The 24,222-nt window shown below is 37.0% G+C and carries 10 protein-coding genes; all 10 read left to right on the forward strand.

The window, feature by feature from the left end; all coding sequences use genetic code 11:
* Positions 1 to 106: 106 nt before the first annotated feature.
* The 10 genes from QLS97_RS09580 to QLS97_RS09625 all read left to right on the forward strand — a co-directional run bounded on the left by QLS97_RS09580 (position 107) and on the right by QLS97_RS09625 (position 23,986).
* Positions 107 to 3,466: a glycoside hydrolase family 2 TIM barrel-domain containing protein gene (locus tag QLS97_RS09580; RefSeq protein WP_282716254.1), complete on the forward strand. Its 3,360-nt coding sequence runs from the start codon at positions 107 to 109 to the stop codon at positions 3,464 to 3,466.
* Between the two features lie 5 nt (positions 3,467 to 3,471).
* Entirely contained in the window at positions 3,472 to 6,882 is a 3,411-nt protein-coding gene (locus QLS97_RS09585) for a glycosyl hydrolase (protein WP_282716255.1), read from the forward strand.
* 4 nt (positions 6,883 to 6,886) lie between these two features.
* Positions 6,887 to 8,320, forward strand: coding sequence for a sialate O-acetylesterase (locus QLS97_RS09590; RefSeq protein WP_282716256.1), 1,434 nt, complete (start codon positions 6,887 to 6,889; stop codon positions 8,318 to 8,320).
* A 145-nt stretch (positions 8,321 to 8,465) separates the two neighbouring features.
* Complete coding sequence (locus QLS97_RS09595) at positions 8,466 to 10,796, forward strand: DUF5703 domain-containing protein (protein ID WP_282716258.1); 2,331 nt, start codon at positions 8,466 to 8,468, stop codon at positions 10,794 to 10,796.
* 6 nt (positions 10,797 to 10,802) lie between these two features.
* The gene (locus QLS97_RS09600; protein WP_282716259.1) at positions 10,803 to 13,262 is read left to right on the forward strand and encodes a pectate lyase family protein; all 2,460 of its coding nucleotides are present in this window, start codon (positions 10,803 to 10,805) and stop codon (positions 13,260 to 13,262) included.
* Between the two features lie 116 nt (positions 13,263 to 13,378).
* Complete coding sequence (locus QLS97_RS09605) at positions 13,379 to 15,403, forward strand: aceric acid hydrolase (RefSeq protein ID WP_282716260.1); 2,025 nt, start codon at positions 13,379 to 13,381, stop codon at positions 15,401 to 15,403.
* Positions 15,404 to 16,138: 735 nt separating this feature from the next.
* Positions 16,139 to 19,357 carry a SusC/RagA family TonB-linked outer membrane protein gene (locus QLS97_RS09610; protein WP_282716262.1) on the forward strand — a complete coding sequence of 1,073 codons (3,219 nt, stop codon included), beginning with the start codon at positions 16,139 to 16,141 and terminating at the stop codon, positions 19,355 to 19,357.
* A gap of 27 nt (positions 19,358 to 19,384) precedes the next feature.
* Positions 19,385 to 21,421: a RagB/SusD family nutrient uptake outer membrane protein gene (locus QLS97_RS09615; RefSeq protein WP_282716263.1), complete on the forward strand. Its 2,037-nt coding sequence runs from the start codon at positions 19,385 to 19,387 to the stop codon at positions 21,419 to 21,421.
* A gap of 83 nt (positions 21,422 to 21,504) precedes the next feature.
* Entirely contained in the window at positions 21,505 to 23,205 is a 1,701-nt protein-coding gene (locus tag QLS97_RS09620; protein WP_282716264.1) for a polysaccharide lyase, read from the forward strand.
* Positions 23,206 to 23,314: 109 nt separating this feature from the next.
* Entirely contained in the window at positions 23,315 to 23,986 is a 672-nt protein-coding gene (locus QLS97_RS09625) for a DUF3826 domain-containing protein (RefSeq protein ID WP_282716265.1), read from the forward strand.
* Positions 23,987 to 24,222: the final 236 nt, after the last annotated feature.

Consider the following 24,222-nt stretch of genomic DNA (forward strand, 5'->3'; position numbering starts at 1 on the left):
GGAAGTATCAAGTATCAAGTTGTTAGAAGTACAACTTTATTGGGTTTTTCCAGTTTCGTCTCCCTCCCTTCGGGGTGGGGATTTTATAAGTTAAATAAATAGTGTTATGATCAATTTAGTTCAATGGTTTTCAGTAAAAAAATGTTTGAAATTTGTAGTGTTTTCAAATCTAATTCCTATTCCTGCTTTTGTCTTAATACTTAATACTCTTTTCTTAATACTTCCATTTTGCACCATGCAAGCGCAATCCGTAACTGGCGAGCCGGCAGGAATTCCGGAATTACATAAAAAATATGAGTTTGCCCCTTGGGAAGACCCGACAGTGACGAGTATTAACAGACAGCCTTCTAGAGCGACAGGGTATTCCTATACCAATGTTGAAGATGCGTTAAAAGGAGACAGGACGAAAAGCAGACTAAAAATGCTGAACGGCGACTGGAATTTCAAATATGCAGTGAATCTGAAAGAAGCTTCGAAAGATTTTTATAAAAGTACCGTATCGGGCTGGGATAAAATTGAAGTCCCTTCGAACTGGGAAATGAAAGGCTATGACAATCCTATTTACAAAAGTGCGGTATATCCTTTCCGACCGATAAATCCGCCTTACATTCCTAAAGATTACAATGGAATTGGTTCCTATCAACGCAGTTTTACTGTTCCGGAAAATTGGAAAGATATGACGGTGACTTTGCATTTTGGAGGTGTAAGTTCTGGCTTTCAAGTATGGTTAAACGGGGAATTTCTTGGTTATGGAGAAGACAGTTGTTTGCCGTCCGAATTTGATATTACACCTTATTTAAAAGAAGGGGAGAATGTGGTTTCGGTTCAGGTGATTCGCTGGGCAGATGGTTCGTATCTGGAAGATCAAGACCATTGGCGTGTGAGCGGAATCCAGCGTGAAGTTTTTATTATGGCTGAGCCAAAACTGCGCATTCAGGATTTCTTTTACCAAACCAAATTAGACAAAGAGTACAAAGATGCCGTTTTTCAATTGCGACCAAAAGTCGAAAACCTGACGGGTGTAAAAATCAAGGATTATACGTTTCAAGCGCAATTATACGATGCCAATAACAAACCTTTGTTTAAGGAACCACTTCAAAAACCGGTAATTGAGATGATAAACGAAAGTTATCCGCGTTTGGATAATGTGCGTTTTGGAATGTTTAAAGAAACTATCAAAAATCCTTTAAAATGGAGTTCTGAAGAGCCAAATCTCTATACTTTGGTGATGACTTTAAAAGATGCAAATGGAAATATAACAGAATCAAAATCCTGTAAAGTGGGATTCCGTTCGATAGAATTTTCGAAAGAAAATGGCAAAATGCTCATCAACGGAAAAGAAACTTATGTGTATGGAATCAATCGTCACGACCATAATCCTATTCGGGGAAAAGCCGTGACAAGAGAAGATATTAAGGAAGATATTGCCACAATCAAGAAGTTTAACTTCAACTTTATTCGCACCAGCCACTATCCAAATGATCCTTATTTTTATGAATTATGTGATCAATACGGGATAATGGTGATGGATGAAGCCAATCAGGAAACACACGGTATTGGCGGAAAATTGAGCAACGACCCCAAGTGGACAAACGCTTATTTAGAGCGTATGACCCGAATGGTCGAACGAGACAAAAATTATCCATCTATTGTGATGTGGAGTTTGGGTAACGAAGGTGGTAAAGGACCAAATCACGCTGCGATGGCGGGCTGGGTGCACGATTTTGATATTACGCGTCCCGTACATTACGAACCAGCGCAGGGAAATCCGAGATTGGACGGTTATATTGATCCCCTTGACAAAAGATATCCTAAAACGATTGACCACGCCTATCGATTTGAAAATCCGCAGGACGAACCTTATGTGGATATGGTGAGCCGATTTTATCCCGGGGTTTTTACGCCTAAATATTTAGTGGATCAAAAGAAAGATACCCGACCAATTATTTTCGTGGAATACTCGCACGCGATGGGAAATTCAGTGGGGAATTTAAAAGAATTATGGGATGAATTTCGTTCGCTTCCAAGAATTATTGGTGGTTGTATTTGGGAATTTAAAGATCAGGGATTGGTAAAATTCGATTCAAGATCCGGTCAGGAATATTTTGCCCACGGTGGAGATTTTGGCGAAAAATACCACGATGGAAATTTCAATACCAAAGGTTTAGTCGATTCCAACGGAAAACCAAAAGGGTCGATGTATGAAAATAAATGGATTTATCAACCAGCAACTTCGACTTTGAAAGAAGGATTTCAATTGGAGATTAAAAACCGCCAAGCCACAAAATCTTTGGCAGAATACATTCCAGTTTTGCAAATTTTGGAAAATGGAAATGTCATCAAAACTCAAAAACTCCAACCTTTTAAATTAGAAGCTGGACAATCGATGGCTTTGAATTTGAATCCTTATTTGCCAAAAATGAAAAAGGATGCAGAATATTTTTTGAATATCGAATTTCAGCTTTCATCAGATAAAGATTGGGAGAAAAAAGGATATGCTGTGGCAACCGACCAGTTTTTGTTGCAAAAGAAGGCTGTTTTTGTTGCTACAAAAGAAAGTGCGGCGAATGTTTCCGAATCTGATTCGGAATTTAAAATTAAAGGAAAATCTTTCGACATCAATATCAGCAAAGTCAATGGAGCGTTGAGTTCTTATATTTTCAAGGGAGAAGAGCAAATTTTTTCGCCTTTACTACCTAATTTTGTTAGACCCCTTACGGATAATGACAAAAGAGGTTGGAAATCACAAAAGATTTTGAAACAATGGTACAAAGCAAAACCAAAATTGACGAGCATCAAAATTGACAAATCAAATGCGGCCATTAAAATTATCAGCGACTACGAAATTATAAAAGATAGTGCCAATGTAAGTGTGGTGTACAACATCAAGCAAGACGGAACTATAAAGGTTGACTTCAGTTTAAAGGCATCCAATAAATTACCTAACATTCCGAAAATTGGAATGCAAATGGGCGTTCAAAGAAAGTTTGACCAAATTTCCTGGTATGGAAAAGGAGAATTGGAGAATTATAATGACAGAAGTTTTGGTTCTTTTATTGGAAAATATTCGTTGCCAATAAATGATTTCATTGAGCATTACGTAAAGCCACAAGAAAATGCAAACAGAACCGAAGTAAGATGGATGGCGCTTACAACACCTCAAAAAAACAAGGGATTATTGGTAGTCAATGATGCCAAAGTTTTAAGTATGAGTGCGTGGCCTTATACGCAGGAAAATTTGAGCGCTGCCACACACACTTATGAGCTAAAAGATCCAGGGTTTTTGACCGTCAATATTGACTTGATTCAGATGGGTGTTGGTGGAAATGACAGTTGGTCTCTAGTGGCTCAACCGATGGAGAAATACCAGATTCCTTCGGGAGATTATCAATATAGTTTTTATTTAGTTCCTTTTACTGGCTCAAAAAACAGTTTGGAAAGTAACCTGGAAAAATTCAAATATTAGTTCCAATGTTAAACAAAAAATCCCTCTTTTTTATTTTGCTTGTTTCAGGTTTGGCTTCTGCGCAGGAAAATCCTAAAAAAGAAAATACATTGTTTCAGCCTACAATCGAGTCCTCCAGACCTTGGGTGTATTGGTATTGGATGCAAAGCGCCTATTCTAAACCAGGTATCACGGCCGATTTAGAAGCGATGAAAGAAGCAGGAATTGGAGGCGCTTATTTGATGACCATTAAAGGGCCAGCAAATCCGCCGTTAATGGATCCGCCAGTTTTGCAGTTAAGTCCAGAATTTTGGAAATTGGTGCATTGGGCCTTAACGGAAGCAGATCGATTGGGCGTAAAAATTGCGTTTCATCCCGCTGATGGTTTTGCCGTTGCCGGAGGTCCTTGGATAACTCCCGAAATGTCGATGCAAAAAGTCGTTTGGGTAGACACTTTCGTGAATGGGGGAGCTAAAATTCAAATTAAATTACCAGTTCCGAATCATTACAAAGATTATTATAAAGATATTGCCGTGTTTGCCATTCCGGTAAAGGAAAGTTACATCACGTCAAATCAAAATCGTCCAAAAATCACTTCTACTGTATCCGATTTTGATGCTTCCTTTTTAAGCGATTCAAACAAGGACGATCAATTTAGATTAAAGGAAAAAGGATGGGTTAAATATGAATTTGACAAACCATTTCTATGCAAATCCATTCAAATAGAAACCAAAGGAAATAACTATCAGGCGCATCGTTTACTAATTGAAGTGAGCGACGATGGCGTCAATTTCAAAAGCCTTGGTCGATTAACAACGCCACGTCAAGGTTGGCAAGATACAGATGCATTTTATACACACAGCATCGTTCCAACAAAAGCTAAATATTTCAGGTTTGTTTACGATCCTGAAGGCACAGAACCAGGCGCAGAAGATTTAGATCCGGCGAAATGGAATCAGGGATTGAAAGTGGCAAAAATACTTTTGTCCAATGAATCCTTGATTGATAATTACCAAGGAAAATCAGGAGCGATTTGGCGTTTGAGTCCGCAAACGACTGTAGAACAAATTGGTAAAAGTGATTGTGTCGATCAATCAAAAATGATCAATATCTCCAAGCTTGTTGACGAAAAAGGAGTTCTTAACTGGAAAGCTCCTTCCAAAGGAATGTATCGTATTATCCGTTTTGGACATACATCAACAGGTCACGAAAATGCTACCGCTGGTGCGGGAAGAGGATTGGAAGTTGATAAGTTTAATGCTGAAGCGGTTCGTTTTCAACTGGATCATTGGTTCGGCGAAATGCTACGAACTGCGGGACCAGATTTGGCTTCAAAAGTTGTAAAAATACTGCATATGGACAGTTGGGAATGTGGCAGCCAAAACTGGTCGCCCGTTTTTCAAGCCGAATTTAAAAAACGCAGAGGCTATGATATTGTAGATTATTTGCCGGTTATGGCGGGTATTCCTTTAAATGATATTCAAACTTCGGAGAAAGTATTGTATGACGTTCGAAAAACGATTTCAGAATTAATTGTCGATAATTTTTTCGGAACGTTGGCGAATGAAGCCAAAAAAGCAGGAGTGAAATTCAGTTCAGAAAATGTAGCGCCAACAATGATGAGCGACGGACTTTTACATTTTAAACACATCGATTATCCGAGTGGGGAATTTTGGCTGAAAAGCCCAACCCACGACAAGCCAAATGATATGCTGGACGCCATTTCGGGAGGGCATATTTATGGAAAAGATATTATCCAAGCGGAAGCTTTTACAGAACTAAAAATGGATTGGGACGAACATCCTGGAAATCTAAAAACGTTGGCAGACAGAAATTATGCGCTCGGAATCAACCGTTTTTTCTATCACGTTTTTGTTCATAATCCGTGGACAGACAGAAAACCCGGAATGACATTGGACGGCGTTGGTTCTTATTTTCAAAGAGATCAAACTTGGTGGAAACCAGGAAAAGCTTGGGTAGATTATTGCCAAAGAGTACAATTTCAGTTGCAAAAAGGAAAACCTGTAATTGATTTGGCTGTTTTTATCGGCGAAGATTTACCATCGCGTTCGGTCCTTCCGGATCGATTGGTGCCATTTATTCCTAATATTTTTGGTCAGGAAAGAATAGCTAGCGAAGCCATTCGTTTAAAAAATGAAGGCCAGCCGAGTGTAAAAATGCCGAAAGAAGTAACGTCTTCTAAAAATTCAACCGATTTGTCGCAATGGATCAATGCGATGAATGGTTATCAATACGATTCTTTTAATGCAGACGTTTTGATCAATAATGCCAAAGTCGAAAACGGAAAAATCACTTTTGGCGGGGGCATTTGGTATGGCGCTTTATTGTTTCCCGGAAGTCATAAAATGGCTCCGAACAAAATGATTTCTTTGGCCACGGTCAAAAAAATATTGGAATTGGTAAAAGAAGGAGCTACCATTTTTATTGATGAAAAACCGAATTTACAACCCGGAATGCATTCGGATGCAGAGTATAAAAACTGGCAAAATGTTGTCGATGAAATTTGGAACAATAAATCGAATTCGTCTTCTTGGAAAATAGGAAAAGGAACTATCGTTAAATTGCCTTATTTAGGAAATGATTTTGCATCAATCGGAATCGAGCAGGATGTGTATTTCCCGAAATTAAACCGAGCTGATTCAGAAACTTTAGCGTGGACACACCGAAAATCAGAAACGGAAGAAAGCTATTTCATTTCGAATCAAAAAGAGGAAAAAAGACAATTTGATGCTTCATTTCGTGTTGCTGGAAAAAGACCGGAATGGTATAATCCGGTTACAGATAAAACCACAGCATTAGCGAATTGGAAAACCGAAAATGGACGTACGATAATTCCGTTAACATTAGATGCAAATGAATCTGGTTTTGTTGTTTTTAAAAATAAAACCGAAGACATAATTGCTAAAGGAAAACAAAATAGTCCTGAATTCGAAACGGTTCAAACCTTGGATGAAAGTTGGCAATTACAATTTGACCCTGAATTTCACGGGCCAGAAAAGCCAGTTAAAATCAACACGCTTTTTGATTGGAGTACTTCGGCAAATGAAAGGATTAAATATTATTCGGGAACGGCAACGTATCAAAAGGAATTGATTTGGAAAGGAAAAACCAAAGATAAAATTTGGTTGGATTTAGGTACGATTGCCAATATCGCTGAAGTAAGCATCAATGGCAAAAACTGCGGGACACTTTGGACTTTTCCTTATAAAGTAGATGTTTCGGATGCACTTCAAAAAGGAAAAAACACCATCGTCATAAAGATTACCAATACTTGGGCGAATCGATTAATTGGAGACCAAAAATTACCAAAAGAGGAAAAATTAACTTGGACAACGGCCCCTTTTAGATTGGAAGGAGAACCATTACTGAAGGCGGGATTGTTGGGACCGGTAACGATTGTAAAAGAAAAAAAATAAAAAGATGAAAAATATAAAACACATTATTGTTGCGATTTTATGTTTGGTAGGAAGCTTTCAAATGGATGCAAAAATCAAACTACCGGTTTTGTTTTCGGACAATATGATGCTACAACAAAAATCAAATGCGCCAATGTGGGGCTGGGCTGATAAAAATGAAAATGTTACCATAAAAACCTCTTGGGATTCCAAAACCTATAAAACCAAAGCCGATAATCAAGGAAAATGGAAAGTAAGCTTGAATACGCCAACGGCGGGCGGACCATTTACGATTGAAGTAACCGAAGGAACGGAAAAGATTGTGGTAAAAAATGTGTTAATTGGCGAAGTTTGGTTGTGTTCGGGTCAGTCTAATATGGAAATGCCGTTAAAAGGTTTTTCAGGTCAACCAGTTAGAAACGGCAACGAAATCATCGTCAGATCGACGAACTCTAATATTCGTTTAATTACGATTCCGCGAGCTACAGTGCTTGAACCTTTGGATGATTTTGAAGGAAAATGGGAAACAGCTTCACCAAAATCAACGGCTAATTTTAGTGCGACGGCCTGGTATTTTGGTTCGCTTTTGCAGGAAGTTCTACAAGTTCCGGTTGGGCTGATTCACGTTTCTTACGGAGGTTCAAGTATGGAAGCCTGGATGAATCAAGAAATGTTGAAAGATTTTGAGAGTGCCAAAATTCCAAAAACAAAAGAAGATTTGGCAAAAGACCCAAACCGCGTTGCTACGACTTTGTTTAACGGAATGCTTTCGCCAGTTATTGGTTACGGAATCAAAGGCTGTATTTGGTACCAAGGCGAATCGAATTACGAAAGAGCTCCTGAATATACCGCTTTGATGAAAAAGATGGTCAGCAGTTGGAGAGGAATGTGGAAACAAGGTGATTTCCCTTTTTACTATGCCCAAATCGCTCCGTTTAATTATGGACAATTTCATCCAAAAGATAATTTGGAGAAATACAATTCGGCTTATTTGAGAGAAGCACAATTGAAAGCTTTAAAGGAAATTTCGAATTCCGGAATGGTAGTTTTGATGGACGTTGGCGAAGAAAATAATATCCATCCAATGGACAAAGAAAAAGGTGGAAACCGATTGGCTTTCCAGGCTTTGGCAAAAACCTACGGAATTGAAGGCTTCGAATTTGAGAGTCCAAAATATAAAGCTATGGAAATAAAAGACAATTCAGTGACGGTCTCTTTCGACGATGCGCCTAATGGAATTACATCTTACGGAAAAGAAGTGACCGGCTTTGAAATCGCCGGAGCCGACAAAGTTTTTTATCCTGCCAAAGCCGAAGTTCGCAGAAAATCGGTAGTGTTGACATCTGATAAAGTGACAAAACCAGTGGCGGTTCGATATTTGTTCAAAGATTATATAAAAGCGGAATTGTTTAGCACGGGAGGATTGCCGGTTTCGTCTTTCAGGACGGATGAATGGTAGAGATTTAAACCATATAAGGCATATAAGGTCATTTAAGTTTTAGCCTTTTTTGGTTTTATATGGGATTAATATTTAATTTCAATCTCACTTATATGACCTTATATGCCTTATATGGTAAAAGAAATATTTTATAAATAAAGTAATTTTGAAAAATACAATAATCTTATTTTTTCTCTTTTTATCGCTTTTAGTTAAGGCGCAAATTCCCGTGCTCGAAAATTACAATCCAATTTGGAAAACTCAGAGCAACAATGCATCAGAATCGATGCCTTTGGGTGGTGGCGATGTTGGGTTGAATGTCTGGGTAGAAAAAGGGGATTTGTATTTTTATTTTTCCCGTAGCGGAACTTTTGACGAACATAATACTTTGCTGAAATTGGGTCGTGTAAAAGTGAGTTTAATGCCCAATCCTTTCAAAGATAACGAAAGTTTTTATCAGGAATTGGTCTTGAAGGATGGCTACATTTTGATTGCCCAGAATAATACAAAAATCAAACTTTGGGTCGATGTTTTCAAACCCGTAATCCATCTGGATTTGGAGAGCAAAAACCCATTAAAAATGACGGCTTCCTATGAAAGCTGGCGTCATAAAAACCGTGATTCCAGAGGAAAAGCGAATAATGCCAATTCCTATAAATGGGCTCCACAAGGTGAAATTATAACTTATAAAGATTCGATTGCATTTGAAAACAACGGAGTTCAATTTTATCATAAAAATCGAGAACAGACGGTTTTTGATGTTGCAGTAAAACAGCAAAAAATGGAATCGGTGAAAGACCAAATGTTGAATCCGTTGGCGAATCTCACTTTTGGCGGATTTATGACAGGTGACAATTTGAAACCAGATGGAACGTATTTGGGCAGCTATCAAAATACAGATTTTAAGGGATTCAGTTTGTCGAGCGTGAAAGCTTCCAAAAAGCAATCTTTACAAATTCATTTATACACTAATCAAAACGATAGTAATTCGTGGAATACCGATTTGAAAAACCAGATTTCAAATTATAAAATCAAAGGGGAACAAGCAGGTAAAAACACTATAAAATGGTGGAATAATTTCTGGAATCGCAGTTTTATTTATACCCAAAAAAGCAATTCCACAGCCAAAGATTCGGTATATCAAATCGGGCAAAATTATCAGTTGTTTCGCTATATGTTAGGGTGTAATGCGTATGGAAAATATCCGACTAAATTTAACGGTGGACTATTCACAGTCGATCCTGTTTTTACCAATCCGGATTTAAATTTCACGCCTGATTTTAGAAATTGGGGAGGCGGAACAATGACGGCCCAAAACCAGCGGTTGGTATATTTTCCGATGGTAAAAAGTGGTGATTTTGATATGATGAAATCGCAATTGGATTATTATTTGAGTTTGCAAAAAACGGCAGAATTGCGTTCACAAGTCTATTGGAAACACGGTGGCGCATCTTTTACCGAGCAATTGGAAAATTTTGGTTTGCCCAATCCTGCCGAATACGAGTGGAAACGCCCAGCCGATTATGACCCGGGAATGGAATACAACGCCTGGTTGGAATACGAATGGGATACGGTTTTCGAGTTTTGCCAAATGATGTTGCAGCAAAAGGAATACGCCAATGAAGACATTCGAAAATACAATCCGTTCATCATTAGTTGTCTTCGTTTTTTTGACGAACATTACCAATATTTGGCCAAGCAAAGAGGCCGAAAAGCTTTGGATGCCAATGGACATTTGATTCTTTTTCCTGGTTCGGGAGCCGAAACTTACAAAATGGCGAATAACGCGAACAGTACCATTTCCGCTTTGCAAGTAATTACAAAACAACTTTTAAACCTTTCTGAGAAAGAATTGTCCAAGGAAGAGCAAGATTATTTGAAAGGTTTTCAAACTAGAATTCCTCCTTTAAATTTCGGAACTTTTGATGGGCATAAAACATTGGCTGTAGCCAAAACTTGGGAAAGAGTAAATAATTCTGAGGTGCCACAATTGTATTCCGTTTTTCCTTGGGGAATTTATGGAATTGGAAAACCCGATTTGGAAACGGCCTTAAATACCTGGAAATACGATACCGATGCAATCAAATTCAGAAGTCACGTTGGTTGGAAACAGGACAATATTTTTGCGGCCCGTTTGGGGTTGACCAATGAAGCGGCGAAATACAATTTGTTGAAAATGGCCAATTCAGACCGAAGATTTCCTGCCTTTTGGGGGCCAGGATTCGATTGGGTTCCTGACCATAATTGGGGAGGTTCGGGGATGATTGGTATGCAAGAAATGTTGTTGCAAGAAGCCGATGGTCAACTATATCTTTTTGCCGCTTGGCCAAAAGACTGGAATGTGCATTTCAAATTGCACGCTTCCCAAAACACGACGATTGAAGCCGAACTTCAAAATGGGATTGTGAAGATTATAAAAGTAATGCCGGAAGAAAGAAGAAAAAACATTGTAAACCTGCTGGAAGTGCCAGCAGCAGAAAAAACAAATTTAAATTAAATTAACATGATCAAGGGATTAGTAATTTGCTTGGCTTTGTCGGCTATTTTGGCTGTAAATGGACAGGCTCAATCATTAAAAAATGGAACGGAAAAACAAATTGTAAAAGTTGATTTCGATTTTTCGCAAAGAAGAGTGGAAGAAGTAAACGACACCAATTATAATTCTTGGACGATAAGCGAACAAAAACAGGCAGAGAAATCTTTCAATAACCTAACCTTCAAATTGAAAGGAAATTTCAATGCAAAATGGTACAAAGTTGGGATGAATGCGCCGTTTTACAGCAAGTTGGCGAGTGATGGTTTGGCTACCGCCGAAAATTTGGAATTGGTTATTAGTGGACTAAAAGCAGGACAACACTCGTTGTTGACTTTTCACAACACTTTTGATAAAATCGAAGGCAAAACATTCTCGCCGGTAAAAATTTACGTGAATGATAAATTGGCGGAAACTGTTACACCAAGTAATCGTTCCAATTCCAAAATAGAAACCGCGACGGCCTATATTTTGTTTAACGCTGAAGCAAACAAGGACGTGGTGATTCGTTTTGAATTGGATGCAAAATCAACTGATTTGATCCAACAAATGGTAATCAACGGATTTGAAATTGACACTCCAAATTTGAAAAAACAGTCGCATACGCCAAAACCTGGAAATGCCGATGAACACGTGGTGATTGATGAAAATTTGATATTGAATTGGGAATCTGCCAAAGATGCGGTAGCGCATCAAATTTATTATGGAACCGATAAAAATGCGGTTTCAAATGCCACCGAAAAATCTCCTGAATTTAAAGGAAAATTAACCTCGAACAAATTTGAACTTGGAAAATTGTATAGCGGAACAACCTATTACTGGCGTGTGGATGAATTGGATGCCAAAGGAAATGCAACATTGGGAACAGTTTGGTCTTTCAGGCCAGCGCAATTAGCTTTTCCGGGAGCTGAAGGTTACGGTCGTTTTGCCGTTGGTGGAAGAGGCGGAAAAGTGGTCGAAGTGACCAATTTGAATGACAACGGACCAGGCAGTTTGAGAGATGCGGTAGATCAGCCTATAGGTCCAAGAACTATCGTTTTCAATGTATCGGGAAACATAAAATTGGCTTCAAGATTAGTGGTGAATCAACCTTATATAACAATTGCTGGGCAAACCGCTCCGGGCGAAGGAATCACTATCAGCAGAGCACCTGTTGGACTGACAGGAAATGATGGAGTAATCCGATTTTTGAAAGTTCGAATTGGCGGCGGAACCACTTACGATGGAATGGGACTTACGGGTGCCAATCATAGTATTATTGACCACTGTTCTATCAGTTGGACGATTGATGAATCTTTTAGTTCTAGAGGATCGCACAATATTACTCTTCAACGCACTTTGATTTCAGAAGCCTTGAATATTGCGGGTCACGATAAATATCCGGTAGGAAAAATGCACGGATATGCCGCTACTATTGGTGGTGATGTGGGTAGTTTTCACCATAATTTATTGGCACACAATGAAGGCAGGAACTGGAGTATCGGTGGAGGATTGAATGGAGACGGATATTATACTGGAAGATTAGATATACGAAATAATGTGGTGTACAATTGGGGACACCGAACTACTGATGGTGGTGCGAACGAAGTGAATTTTGTAAATAATTTTTATAAACCGGGAGTTTCAACTAAAATATTTGTTGCTTTGAATGCTCAAATTGAAGGTGTTGGAAAAGGAAAACAGCAATATTATTTTGATGGAAACGTGATGCCGGGTTATTTTAATGAAAAGAATCAAGATAAAGGAAGAAAGTTTACACTATCCAATAAAGCGATTGTGGATTATCCGGTGTTTTTGCCAAAACCATTTTTCGAATCGTTTGTAAACACTCAAAGTGCAGAAGCAGCTTACAAAGATGTGCTTTCAGATGTTGGTGCAAATCAGCCTTTTTTCGACAAACACGATGTTCGAATTATTGATGAAACTTTAAAGGGAACTTTTACTTATAAAGGGAGTAAAAGTGGTTTGGGAGGAATGATTGACAATGAAGCAGATGCTGGTGGATGGCCAAATTTTGCAAATGAAAAACGTCTAACAGATTGGGATACAGACCACGACGGATTGCCAAACTGGTGGGAAGAAGCAAAAGGTTCGAATGTAAATTCGGCTGCAAATAATTTTTCGGAAGCTAATGCGGATAAAGACAAAGACGGTTTTACCCAGTTGGACGACTATTTAGATTGGATGGCAAAACCGCACTTTTTCATCAATTCAGGAGAAAAATTGGCGTTGGATGCCAAAGATTATTTCAAAGGATATGAGAAAAAACCAGTATATACTTTCTCTGATGTTGTCAATGGAAAAGTTGCTGCAAAAGGTTCAAAGATTGAATTTACGCCTGCCCAAAAAGGATTGGCCTCTTTTAAAATTACAGTAACGGACAAGGACGGAGATTCTATGAGTCGCATTATAAACGTGTTTGTGAAATAAAACTTTACTGCAAATTCGCAAATTACATACATTGAACCCGTTTGATAATTTGCGAATTTGCGGTTGAATTTCACTTTTTTAATCTTTGGCAAAATATTTAAAATAAAATTATAAAAATGAAAAAGCACATAATTCTATTATCCACCATACTCTTTTCCACTGCTTTTGTTTCTGCACAAGACAAGGGTTTAGTAGCTAACTCCAACAGCCCTTATTCCAAATTGCAAAGCGTGAATTTACAGGATGTACAATGGACAAATGGTTTTTGGAAAGAACAATTTGATGTGGAAACCAAAAATACTTTGCCTTATATGTGGGATTTGTATCATAACGACACGATTTCACACGCTTACAAAAATTTTGAAATTGCAGCTGGTGAAAGTAAAGGAACCTTCAAAGGGCCTTCCTTTCACGACGGTGATTTTTACAAGATTTTTGAAGGAATGGCGGCCACTTATGCCGTAACCAAAGACAAGAAATTGGATGCCAAAATGGACAAAGCCATTACGCTTTTCGCGAAAGCACAACGCAAAGACGGATATTTGCATACTCCTGTTTTAATCGATGAACGTTGGGGGACTTTAGGTCCTGAAGAAGTAAAAAAACAATTGGGTTTCGAGAAATACAATATGGGACATTTGATGACTGCCGCTTGCGTACATTATCGTGCCACTGGGAAAACCAATTTCTTGAATGTTGCCAAAGGCGTCGCCGACTATTTATATGATTTCTATAAAAAAGCCTCACCAGATCTGGCTCGTAATGCCATTTGTCCTTCGCATTATATGGGAATTGTCGAAATGTATCGCACAACCAAAAAACCAAAATATCTGGAATTGGCCAACAATCTAATTGATATTAGAGGAACGACCAATGATGGAACCGATGATAATCAGGACAGAATTCCGTTTAGGCAACAGACCACTGCAATGGGTCACGCGGTAAGAGCCAATTATTTGTATGCCGGTGTGGCCGATTTGTATGCCGAAACCGGAGAGAAAAAATTATTGGATAATCTGGAATCCATTTGGGATGACGTGACGTATCGAAAAATGTACATTACTGGTGCTTGTGGTTCTTTGTATGACGGAGTTTCTCCAGACGGTACTTCTTATGATCCAACGGTGGTACAAAAAATTCATCAAGCTTACGGAAGACCTTTTCAATTGCCAAATGCCACGGCTCATACCGAAACTTGTGCCAATATTGGAAATGTTTTGTGGAATTGGAGAATGCTTCAAATCACGGCCGATGCCAAATATGCCGATATTGTAGAATTAGCATTGTATAATAGCGTGTTGTCGGGAATCAGTTTGGAAGGAAAAGAATTTTTCTATAACAATCCGTTGAATGTTTCCAAGGATTTACCATTCAAACAAAGATGGAGCAAAGAACGCGAAGGTTATATTGCTTTGTCGAATTGCTGTGCGCCAAACGTGACAAGAACTATTGCCGAGATCAGCAATTACGCCTATAATCTTTCGAAAGAAGGCGTGTATGTGAATTTATATGGCAGCAATCATTTGAATACCGTTCTGTTAAACAGCGAAAAATTAGAAGTGGAACAACAAACCAACTATCCTTGGGATGGAAAAATTGTCTTGAAAATCATAAAAGCGCCAAAAGACGCACAAGCTTTTTTCTTGAGAATTCCCGGGTGGAGCCAAGGAACTACAATTTCAATTAATGGTAAAAATATCAATGATGCTATTGTTTCAGGTTCGTACCAAAAAATAGCACAAAAATGGAAAAAAGGAGATGTCATCGAAATGAATATCCCAATGCCTGTTGAATTGATGCAAGCCAATCCGTTAGTAGAAGAGATCAAGAATCAAGTTGCGGTAAAAAGAGGGCCGATTGTTTATTGCTTGGAATCGGATCAACTTCCTGCTAATACCAGGGTAAATGATGTTCTTTTGAATGTAAATTCAAAATTCACCACTGATTTTATTAAAATTGACAATCGAAATTTACTTAGTATTAATGCCAGTTCATCAGTTACTCAAGAGAATTCTTGGGATAAGAAGTTATACAAACCTATTCCTAAAAATGAAGGTAAAATCTATTCTATAAAATTAATTCCTTATTTTGCGTGGGGAAATAATGGCAAAGGCGAAATGTCTGTATGGTTGTCGCATTAACCTAAGTCTGATTGCTATTTATTAAAGTAGGTAGATTTTAAAGTATTAAAATTTTCTGTCTTATAGAATAATTTCGAAATAAAAAATAATCAAGTTATTGGAAAATAATAACTTGTAACTACTGTAAAGTTTCTTTCAACAATGGCTAAAAGTGAAATTATTACCATTACAATATGGTTTCACTTGAGTAATTTTAGGTTCTTAGGGCATTTAATTTTTTCTATGTCAAAAGATGATTTTAGAAGAATGATTCCTTACATAGACTCACCTACCTTACATATAAACCCGCAATTTCATTGGCCTTGAGGAAGTGCTACTCTGCAAAGTTTTCGTTGTGGGTACGAAGCCTATTCTTAATGGTTCGAAAGAACAAGATTAATATTCCGAAATCTGATAGTTAATAATACCTGTATACTAATTGTTTTATTAAATTAAATTAAATTTATTAATATATTTTTTATTAAAATGATTTATTTATTGCTTTTTTATTTTGATAAAAGTATTAAATAGGGCTATGTGCAGGATAGTGCAGGATAGTTTCATTCGAGTAAGATATTATATTTGAAATCGATAAAAATATTGTACTTTTTTTGTGTGTTTAATTATTTTAAGCATATATTTTTTCAATAAATTTTTTTTTACAAAATTTAATGTAATTTTAGCATGTGTAAAAAATACAATTATTTATCAATAACCAACTAACTAATTATAAACTAAAGAAAAAAAAAAACACTTATGAAACAAACAATCGCAAAGAGATGTGGTTTATTTTTGTTTGCACTAATGAGTTTTTCGAGCTTTGCGCAAAAAACAAACGAAGACAAAATTGTAACTGGTTACGTAATCGATTACGCGGGTGAAGCAATTCCAGGTGTAAATGTAAATGTAAAAGGGACAAAAAAGGGAGCGGTTACGGACTCTAAAGGGCACTATGTTGTAACTGTAAAAAAAGGAGAGATTCTTACATTTGCTTATATAGGAATGGACAGGGCAGAAAAAACTGTTGGTAACGAAGCTGTTATTAATGTTACAATGAAAGAAGATACATCTGAATTGGAACAAGTAGTGGTGGTTGGTTACGGAAAACAGAAAAAGGCGCATTTAACAGGAGCTGTTGCGACCTTAAAAATGAGCGAAATTGAGGATCTGCCAACTGGAGATTTGGGAACGGCTTTGGCAGGACGAGTTATTGGTGTTGGTGTTTCAGGTGGCTCTGCAAGACCAGGGAATAAATCGACTTTGAGAATACGTAATCCGATGACATTTTCAAAAGATGGTGGAAATGACCAACCTTTATATGTTATAGATGGAGTTTTGCAACTTGATCCTCAAGGGAAAAGTGATAGTACTTTGTTTGATAACTTAGATGCTTCTGAAGTAGAAAGTATTTCGTTCCTTAAAGATGGTTCGGCTGCTGTTTATGGATCTAGAGCTAGTCAAGGTGTGGTTTTGATAACTACTAAAAGAGGTAAAAAAGGACCTACTAAATTTACTTATAGTGGTACTTATGGTGAAAACGACTCTACTTATCGTACAAAAATGATGAATGCCAATGATTTTGGACGATACATTAATACAATGAATGGACCTAATGGAGCTGGACTTTTGGTTAATACGGATGCGACTAAATTCTTTTCTGATGATGAACTTGCGTACTTTAAAACGGTAAATTATAATGCTTTAGATCAAGAATGGTCTCCATCATATGTAATGCGTCATAATGTTAATGCTAGTGGAGGTACAGATAAGGCTACTTATTTTGCGGGAGCCTCTTATTATAAACAAAATGGTAATTTAGGGACTTTAGATTATAATAAATGGACTTATAGAGCGGGTGTTGATGTCAATTTATCTAGTAATTTGAAGGCAGGTATCCAGATTTCTGGTTTCAATTCAGATCAGACAAAAACGTTTAATAAGATAGGAGCAGAAAACGAAGAAAATGATTATATCACTTTGTTAACTGATTTACCTTATATTCCTCAATACATCAATGGAAATCCAGTGGAGCCTTTAGGAAATAATGATGCTACAACTAGATATCACTATCAGGAAATTCAACGTTTGAATAACTTAGCTACTACCAAGGCGAGTACGATGACACTTAATATGTATGCTGAATATGCTGTTCCTTTTATTAAAGGGATGAGTGTTAAAGGGGCATATGCTCGTAATATGGGTAATGGTAGAGGAACACAAGTAGGTACTGGTTATACTTTGTATCAATATACGGGAACAGGAACGAATGGCCATATTTTTGATGACAATGCTACCTTGAAAAGTAGTAAATACTACACAAATGGAGATCGTTTGTATTTTGCTAACTCTAATTCTTTGTCAGTACAATATAGTTTAAACGCTTCTTATGCTCGTGATTTTGGGAAGCATAGTATTAGTGGTTTAGTAGCTATCGAAAGATCAGAGTCAGAGGGTACTAAGGAAGTTGTTTTTAAAGCGGGTCCAATACCTGCTACAAATGGTCAATTTGGGTCTGCTTTTGGTGCAGTAGATGGTAGCACGGAGAGAAACGAATCAGGGTCATTAGGATATATAGGAAGATTAAATTATGTGTATGGAGATAAATATTTGGCTGAAGTTCTTTTCAGATCGGATGCTTCAACCAAATTTGCTCCTGGAAATTATTGGGGTAACTTCTTTAATCTGTCTGTGGGATGGATTATATCTAAAGAAGATTTTTTCAAATCTAAAGCTATAGATTTCCTAAAGGTTAGATATTCTATTGGAAAGGTTGGAAAAGACGATACTAAAGCTTGGTTGTGGAGACAAAGATATACGTTTCAAAATGGTCAAGGTGGTGTTTTTGGAGGAACAGCAAATACTGGAGCATCTACAGGTATGAAAATGGAGGCGTCTCCTAATCCTAATGGAACATGGAGTGATGAAATAAAAACTAATTTTGGTTTAGAAACTAGATTTTTAAACAGTAGATTATCTTTTGGAGTAGATTCATTTTACAATATAGGTACTGATATTCTTATGGAGCGTACTGGAAACGTATCTTTCACAGTTGGTGGAACCGTAGCTTCTGAAAATTTTGGAAAAGCAGATTTCTTTGGATATGAATTTGAATTAGGTTGGAATGATAAAATAGCAAAAAAAGTAAGTTACGGTATAGATCTTCGTTTTGGATGGTCAGATAACAAAATAATTCAGAGTAATTTTAATGCTGCTGATATCTTGCTTCCTTGGAACGCTAAACCGGGTCAGTCTAGTGATAATGGTCAGTGGGGTTACGATTATTTGGGTATGTTCAAATCACAACAAGATGTAACAGATTACGTTACTAAATATAATATTAAATCTGTTTTTGGAACACTAGCTTCAGCACTTAGACCAGGAACTCTTTATTATAGAGATGTTAGAGGTGCTTATTTAGGGAACGGACAGTTTGCTGATCCAGACGGAATCATTGATGTAAATGACCAAATTCAATTGTCTAAAAGAAGATCAACTAAATACGGTGCGAGTACTACTTTAAAACTTGGTTACAAAGGACTTAGTATAAATGCTGTTGTAGGCGCTTCTTTTGGTGGAGGATGGTCTGAGATTGATAGTAACGCTAGAAAACCTTTGAAAGCTACTATAAGTTCTAATACGGTTAATAAACCTGCGATTTGGGATAACATTTATGATCCAGCTCTTAATCCAACGGGTACAATGCCAAACCCTTATTTTACGGCTATTAATATGGATCCAACATCTGCTTTTTGGAGAGTTGATTCTTTTAGTTTAACATGTAGAAACATTACAATTGCATATACATTGCCTGAAAAAGCGTTAAAAGCTATGAATTTGAGTAGTTGTAAAGTGAACTTAGTAGGACTGAATCCGATTACTCTTTATAACCCTTACAGTTATAAAAATGCTAGCGGGGCTTATGATGTTTATCCTACTTTACGTACAATATCATTAGGACTTAATCTTGGATTCTAATTAGTGATCATTCAAAAAATTAAAATTATGAAAATAAAAAATATAAAAACGATAGGGTTGTTTACGATCTTAACAACGTTTTCTTTAGTAAGTTGTAATGATGATTTCCTTGCTGAGAAAGAAGATTTTGGAGGAGTTAACGAGCAGGTTTTTCAGGATCCATCATTGGCTACGGCTTATGTAGATTATATCTATAAATCTATTCTTCCTCCAGATAATGCTGCTGCCATGACTTGGGATCTTGCCGCAGGTGGTGCAGATACCTTTAGTAAAACTTCAGATGAACTTGCGGGTGAAACTGCTTATAATAAGACATATGCATCATTAAATGCAACAACCAATTCTCTTCCCTATTTAGGGGCAAGAATGGGCACAAGTATTGCTAATAATACATGGACTAGATTGAAACAAATCAATATTTTCCTGAATGAAGTTGATAAATATACAGGAATAGATGAGACTAAAAAAAATCAACTGAAAGGACAATTGTATTTTTGGAGAGCTTGGCAATACTTTGATATGGTGAAACTCTATGGAGGTGTTCCTTTAGTATTAACGGCACAAAACCCTATTTTAGATGCTGCTTCAGATAGTAAAATTGCCAGAAGTTCTACTTCAGAATGTATTGAACAAATAGTTGCTGATTTAGATATGGCTAAATCATTATTGCCAGGAAAATGGGCTTCTGCTGATTGGGGTAGAATTACCAGTGGTGCAGCTGCTGCCTTCAAAGGTCGTGTGTTGTTAACTTGGGCGAGTCCGCTTTTTAATCCATCTGATAATACTGCTCGTTGGCAACGTGCTTATGATGCTAATTTAGCTGCAAAAATACTTTTAGAAGCGAATGGTTCTGGACTTTTTGTTGTAGGTGGAACTGCTAATGGTAAAGCTTGGGGTGATATGTGGTTTACAGAAGCTAATAATCCTGAAGCAGTAATTGTTTATGGTTTTAATAATTCAATCGCAGACCAAATTAAGAGAAACAATGGTTGGGAAAGAGCATGTCGTTCTAAAGAAGTAACAGGAGCTGGTTCTATATCTCCTACTAAACAAATCGTAGATGCGTTTCCAATGGCAGATGGTACTAGTATTGTAGGTAATCCATCCTATAATCCTGTTTTATTTTATAAAGGCAGAGATCCAAGGTTTGCTAAAACCTTTATTCACAATGGTGCAACTTGGGGTTATGCTGAAAAAACTACTTTTAAACAATGGACCTATAGCTGGTATACAACTGCGCCAGCAAATTCAACTGTAGTTCCTAATAAATTTACTGAAACTTTGGGAGCCAATTCAACGGCTATTTATTTGAGTAAATCCACTTCGCCAACAGCAAGTAATGCCAATAGTTTTGCTTATAGTGGAACTGATTTCATGGAAATGCGTTTTGCCGAAGTAGTATTAAATTTGGCGGAATCAGCAATTGGTATAAACAAATTAGCTGAAGGAAAGGATTTAATAAGAACAATTAGAGTTCGTGCTGGTTTAGTTGTTGGTCTTTCAGATTATGGTTTAGCAAGTGTATCTTCTAGAGATCAACATTTTGCTGCTGTTCTTAATGAAAGAAAAATAGAATTAGCCTACGAAGGAAAACGTTTTTATGATTTAAGACGTTGGAAACTTTTTGATGCTACTGCAGGAACTACAGCAAGATTAGGTGTTACTCCTATTAATGGCACTAGAAGAACAGGATACTTTATTGTAGCTAAAAAAACAGATGGAAGTAAGTATGTTCATTTAACAGTTGATCCTTTCTTGGCTAACAATGCTGGTGTTGCTCCAATAGTGAATAGAGAGCCTACTTCATTCCCTTATATTATTCCTACAACAGGAAAACTACCTGGGACAAGTATTGCTTCTGAAGCTTTGTATTTAGAATATCTGTATACCAATTATTTCGATATAGTTGAAAGAAATAATATAGAGGCGACTGTTCCTGCTAACTGGACTTTTAAATGGTACAATGAATATAATTTCTTTGGTATTCCACAAACTTTATTAGATACAGCACCTTATTTGGAACAAACACAAGGTTGGGGTGGTACATTTGATCCACTTAAATAAAAAATTATTAAAAATTAATCACCTGTATTTTCTTTTAATACAGGTGATTTAGTTTAAAAATATCAATTACAATTAAAATTAACATGAAAAAGTCCTTATTTATTTTGGCACTTCTATTTGTAGGAAACGCCAAATGTTTAGCCCAGTACCCATCTCTTTCTCCTGAAGTTCAAGCAAAATCCAAGGTTATTATGGATGATGCTACGAAACGTTCCGATGAAGCTTGGGAAAAAGCCAGCGTAATTATTGAACAAGAAGCCAAGCAAGGAAAACCATTCATCCCATGGGCATCGCGACCAAATGATTTACCGCAAGCAGAAATACCTGCTTTCCCGGGAGCCGAAGGTGGAGGTATGTATGCCTATGGAGGTCGTGGTGGAAATGTTTATGTCGTTACCAGTTTAGAAGATAGAGGGCCAGGAACCTTGCGTGAAGCATGTGAGCAAGGCGGGGCGAGAATCGTCGTTTTTAATGTTTCTGGAATTATTAAAATTATAAGTCCTCTAATCATTCGTGCTCCTTATATCACTATTGCAGGACAAACAGCGCCTGGTGATGGTATTTGTGTTGCAGGAGAGTCAGTATGGATAAATACTCACGATGTAGTTATAAGACACATGCGTTTTCGTAGAGGAGAAACTTTTGTAGGTCGTAGAGATGACGCCATCGGCGGTAATCCGGTAGGGAACATCATGATTGACCACGTTTCTGCAACTTGGGGTTTAGATGAAAATATGTCAATGTACAGACATATGTATAGTCCGGGTGCGGGTTATCCAGACGAAAAGAAAGGTACGGTAAACATTACCATTCAAAATAGTTTGTTCGGGGAAGCTTTAGATACATACAACCATGCATTTGGTAGTACATTAGGAGGTGAAAATTGCGCTTTCATAAGAAATATGTGGGCGAATAATGCCGGAAGAAACCCTTCAATCGGGTGGAATGGCATTTTCAATTTTGTAAACAATGTCGTGTTTAACTGGAGCAATCGTTCAATAGATGGTGGCGATTATACAGCCAATTATAACATTATCAACAACTATTTCAAACCAGGACCAGTAACGAATTTAAAAGAGCCAATTAGCTATAGAATTTTAAAACCAGAATCAGGAAGAAGTAAGTTATCCTATATGGTTTATGGTAGAGCACACGTTGTTGGAAACATAGTGGAAAATAACGCCAAAGTAACCCAAAATAACTGGGATGGTGGTGTTCAAATCGAAAATAAAAAAGGCGAATTGATGACTTATGAACAATCTAAACCGTATTTCGATAAAATGAACAGCGACAGACCTTTTCCAATGCCATGGTTTAAAAACATATTGAAAGCGGATGAAGCTTATGATTTTGTACTTAAAAATGTGGGAGCAACTTTGCCAATAAGAGACAAGGTTGATGAAAGAATCGTGAGAACGGTTAAAACAGGAATTCCTGAATATGCCAAAGGTTTGGAGTCAAAAACATTTTATCAATTTGAGCACCGTCGTTTACCTATGGATTCTTATAAACAAGGTATCATAACCGATATTTCTCAAGTTGGTGGATATCCAGAATACAAAGGAAAACCTTATGTCGATACAGACAAGGATGGTATGCCGGACAAATGGGAGAAAAAAAACGGTTTAAATCCGAATGATCCAGCAGATGCCAAAGGTGATTTGAACAACGATGGCTACACCAATATTGAAGATTACATCAATGGTGTAAATCCTGCAATAAAAGTAGATTGGAAAGATTTAGCCAACAATAAAGAGACTTTAACAAGACCTTTATTAGAATAAATAATTTTATAAATATTTTTCACAAAGCATCCTTATTTCATGATTTATAATATGGAGTGAGGATGTTTTTTTTAAATAGAAGAATAGTTTAACCCCAAAATTTAATATTATGTCAATAAAAAAATTAAGTTTAAGCCTCTTGTTTTTGCTGTTTGCATTCTGCAAAATAAACGCACAACAATATTTAAATCCCGAATATATCAAAGTAACCAATGAAAGAGCAGCCAAAATTGTTGCTAAGTTGGCCTTGTCAAATAAGGGCAAAGAAACAGCAGTGACTAATATCATTGCGCAACAATTCCGTGATTTAAGTAAAATCCAGGATGAAAGAGATGCTGAAATTGCCAAAGTAAAAAGTGGAACTTTATCCAAAGAACAACAAAACGCAGAAATTGAAAAGCTTAAAGGAAAAGCCGATCAATCAATTGCTAAATTACATAAATCGTATTTGAAAAAACTGGGAACTCAATTAAACGAGGATAAAATCACTGAAGTTAAAGACGGAATGACCTATGGTGTTTTGCCGATAACTTATGCAGGATATCAAGATATGTTGCCTAATTTGACCAAAGAACAAAAAGAATACATTTATAAAAACTTGGTCGAAGCCAGAGAACTTGCAATGGATGGTGGTTCTTCCAAGGAAAAACACGCCTGGTTTGGTAAATACAAGGGGAGAATCAATAATTATTTATCAGCTCAAGGATACGATTTAAACAAGGAAAGTACTGATTGGCACGTACGCACGGCAGCACGAGAAAAAGCTAAATCGGGTAAATAATATAGCTTAACGTTTGGTTTTGCAGCAATAAAAAAACACCCGTCTCTTCGAGAGATTTTGAATAGTAATGGGACAGCTTTAATGTTCAAAATTGTATCGAGAAGTTTAGATTGTTAGGGTTCTCGATACATTTTATTAAAAAAAGCTATCGCATTTTTTAATAAACCATTCGAACTGACGTGTAAATTTATATTGATTTATTACCTTAAATTTAAAGCCTTAATGGTATAGTTCTA

It is taken from the genome of Flavobacterium yafengii (genome assembly GCF_030010375.1).
GTDB lineage: Bacteria > Bacteroidota > Bacteroidia > Flavobacteriales > Flavobacteriaceae > Flavobacterium > Flavobacterium yafengii.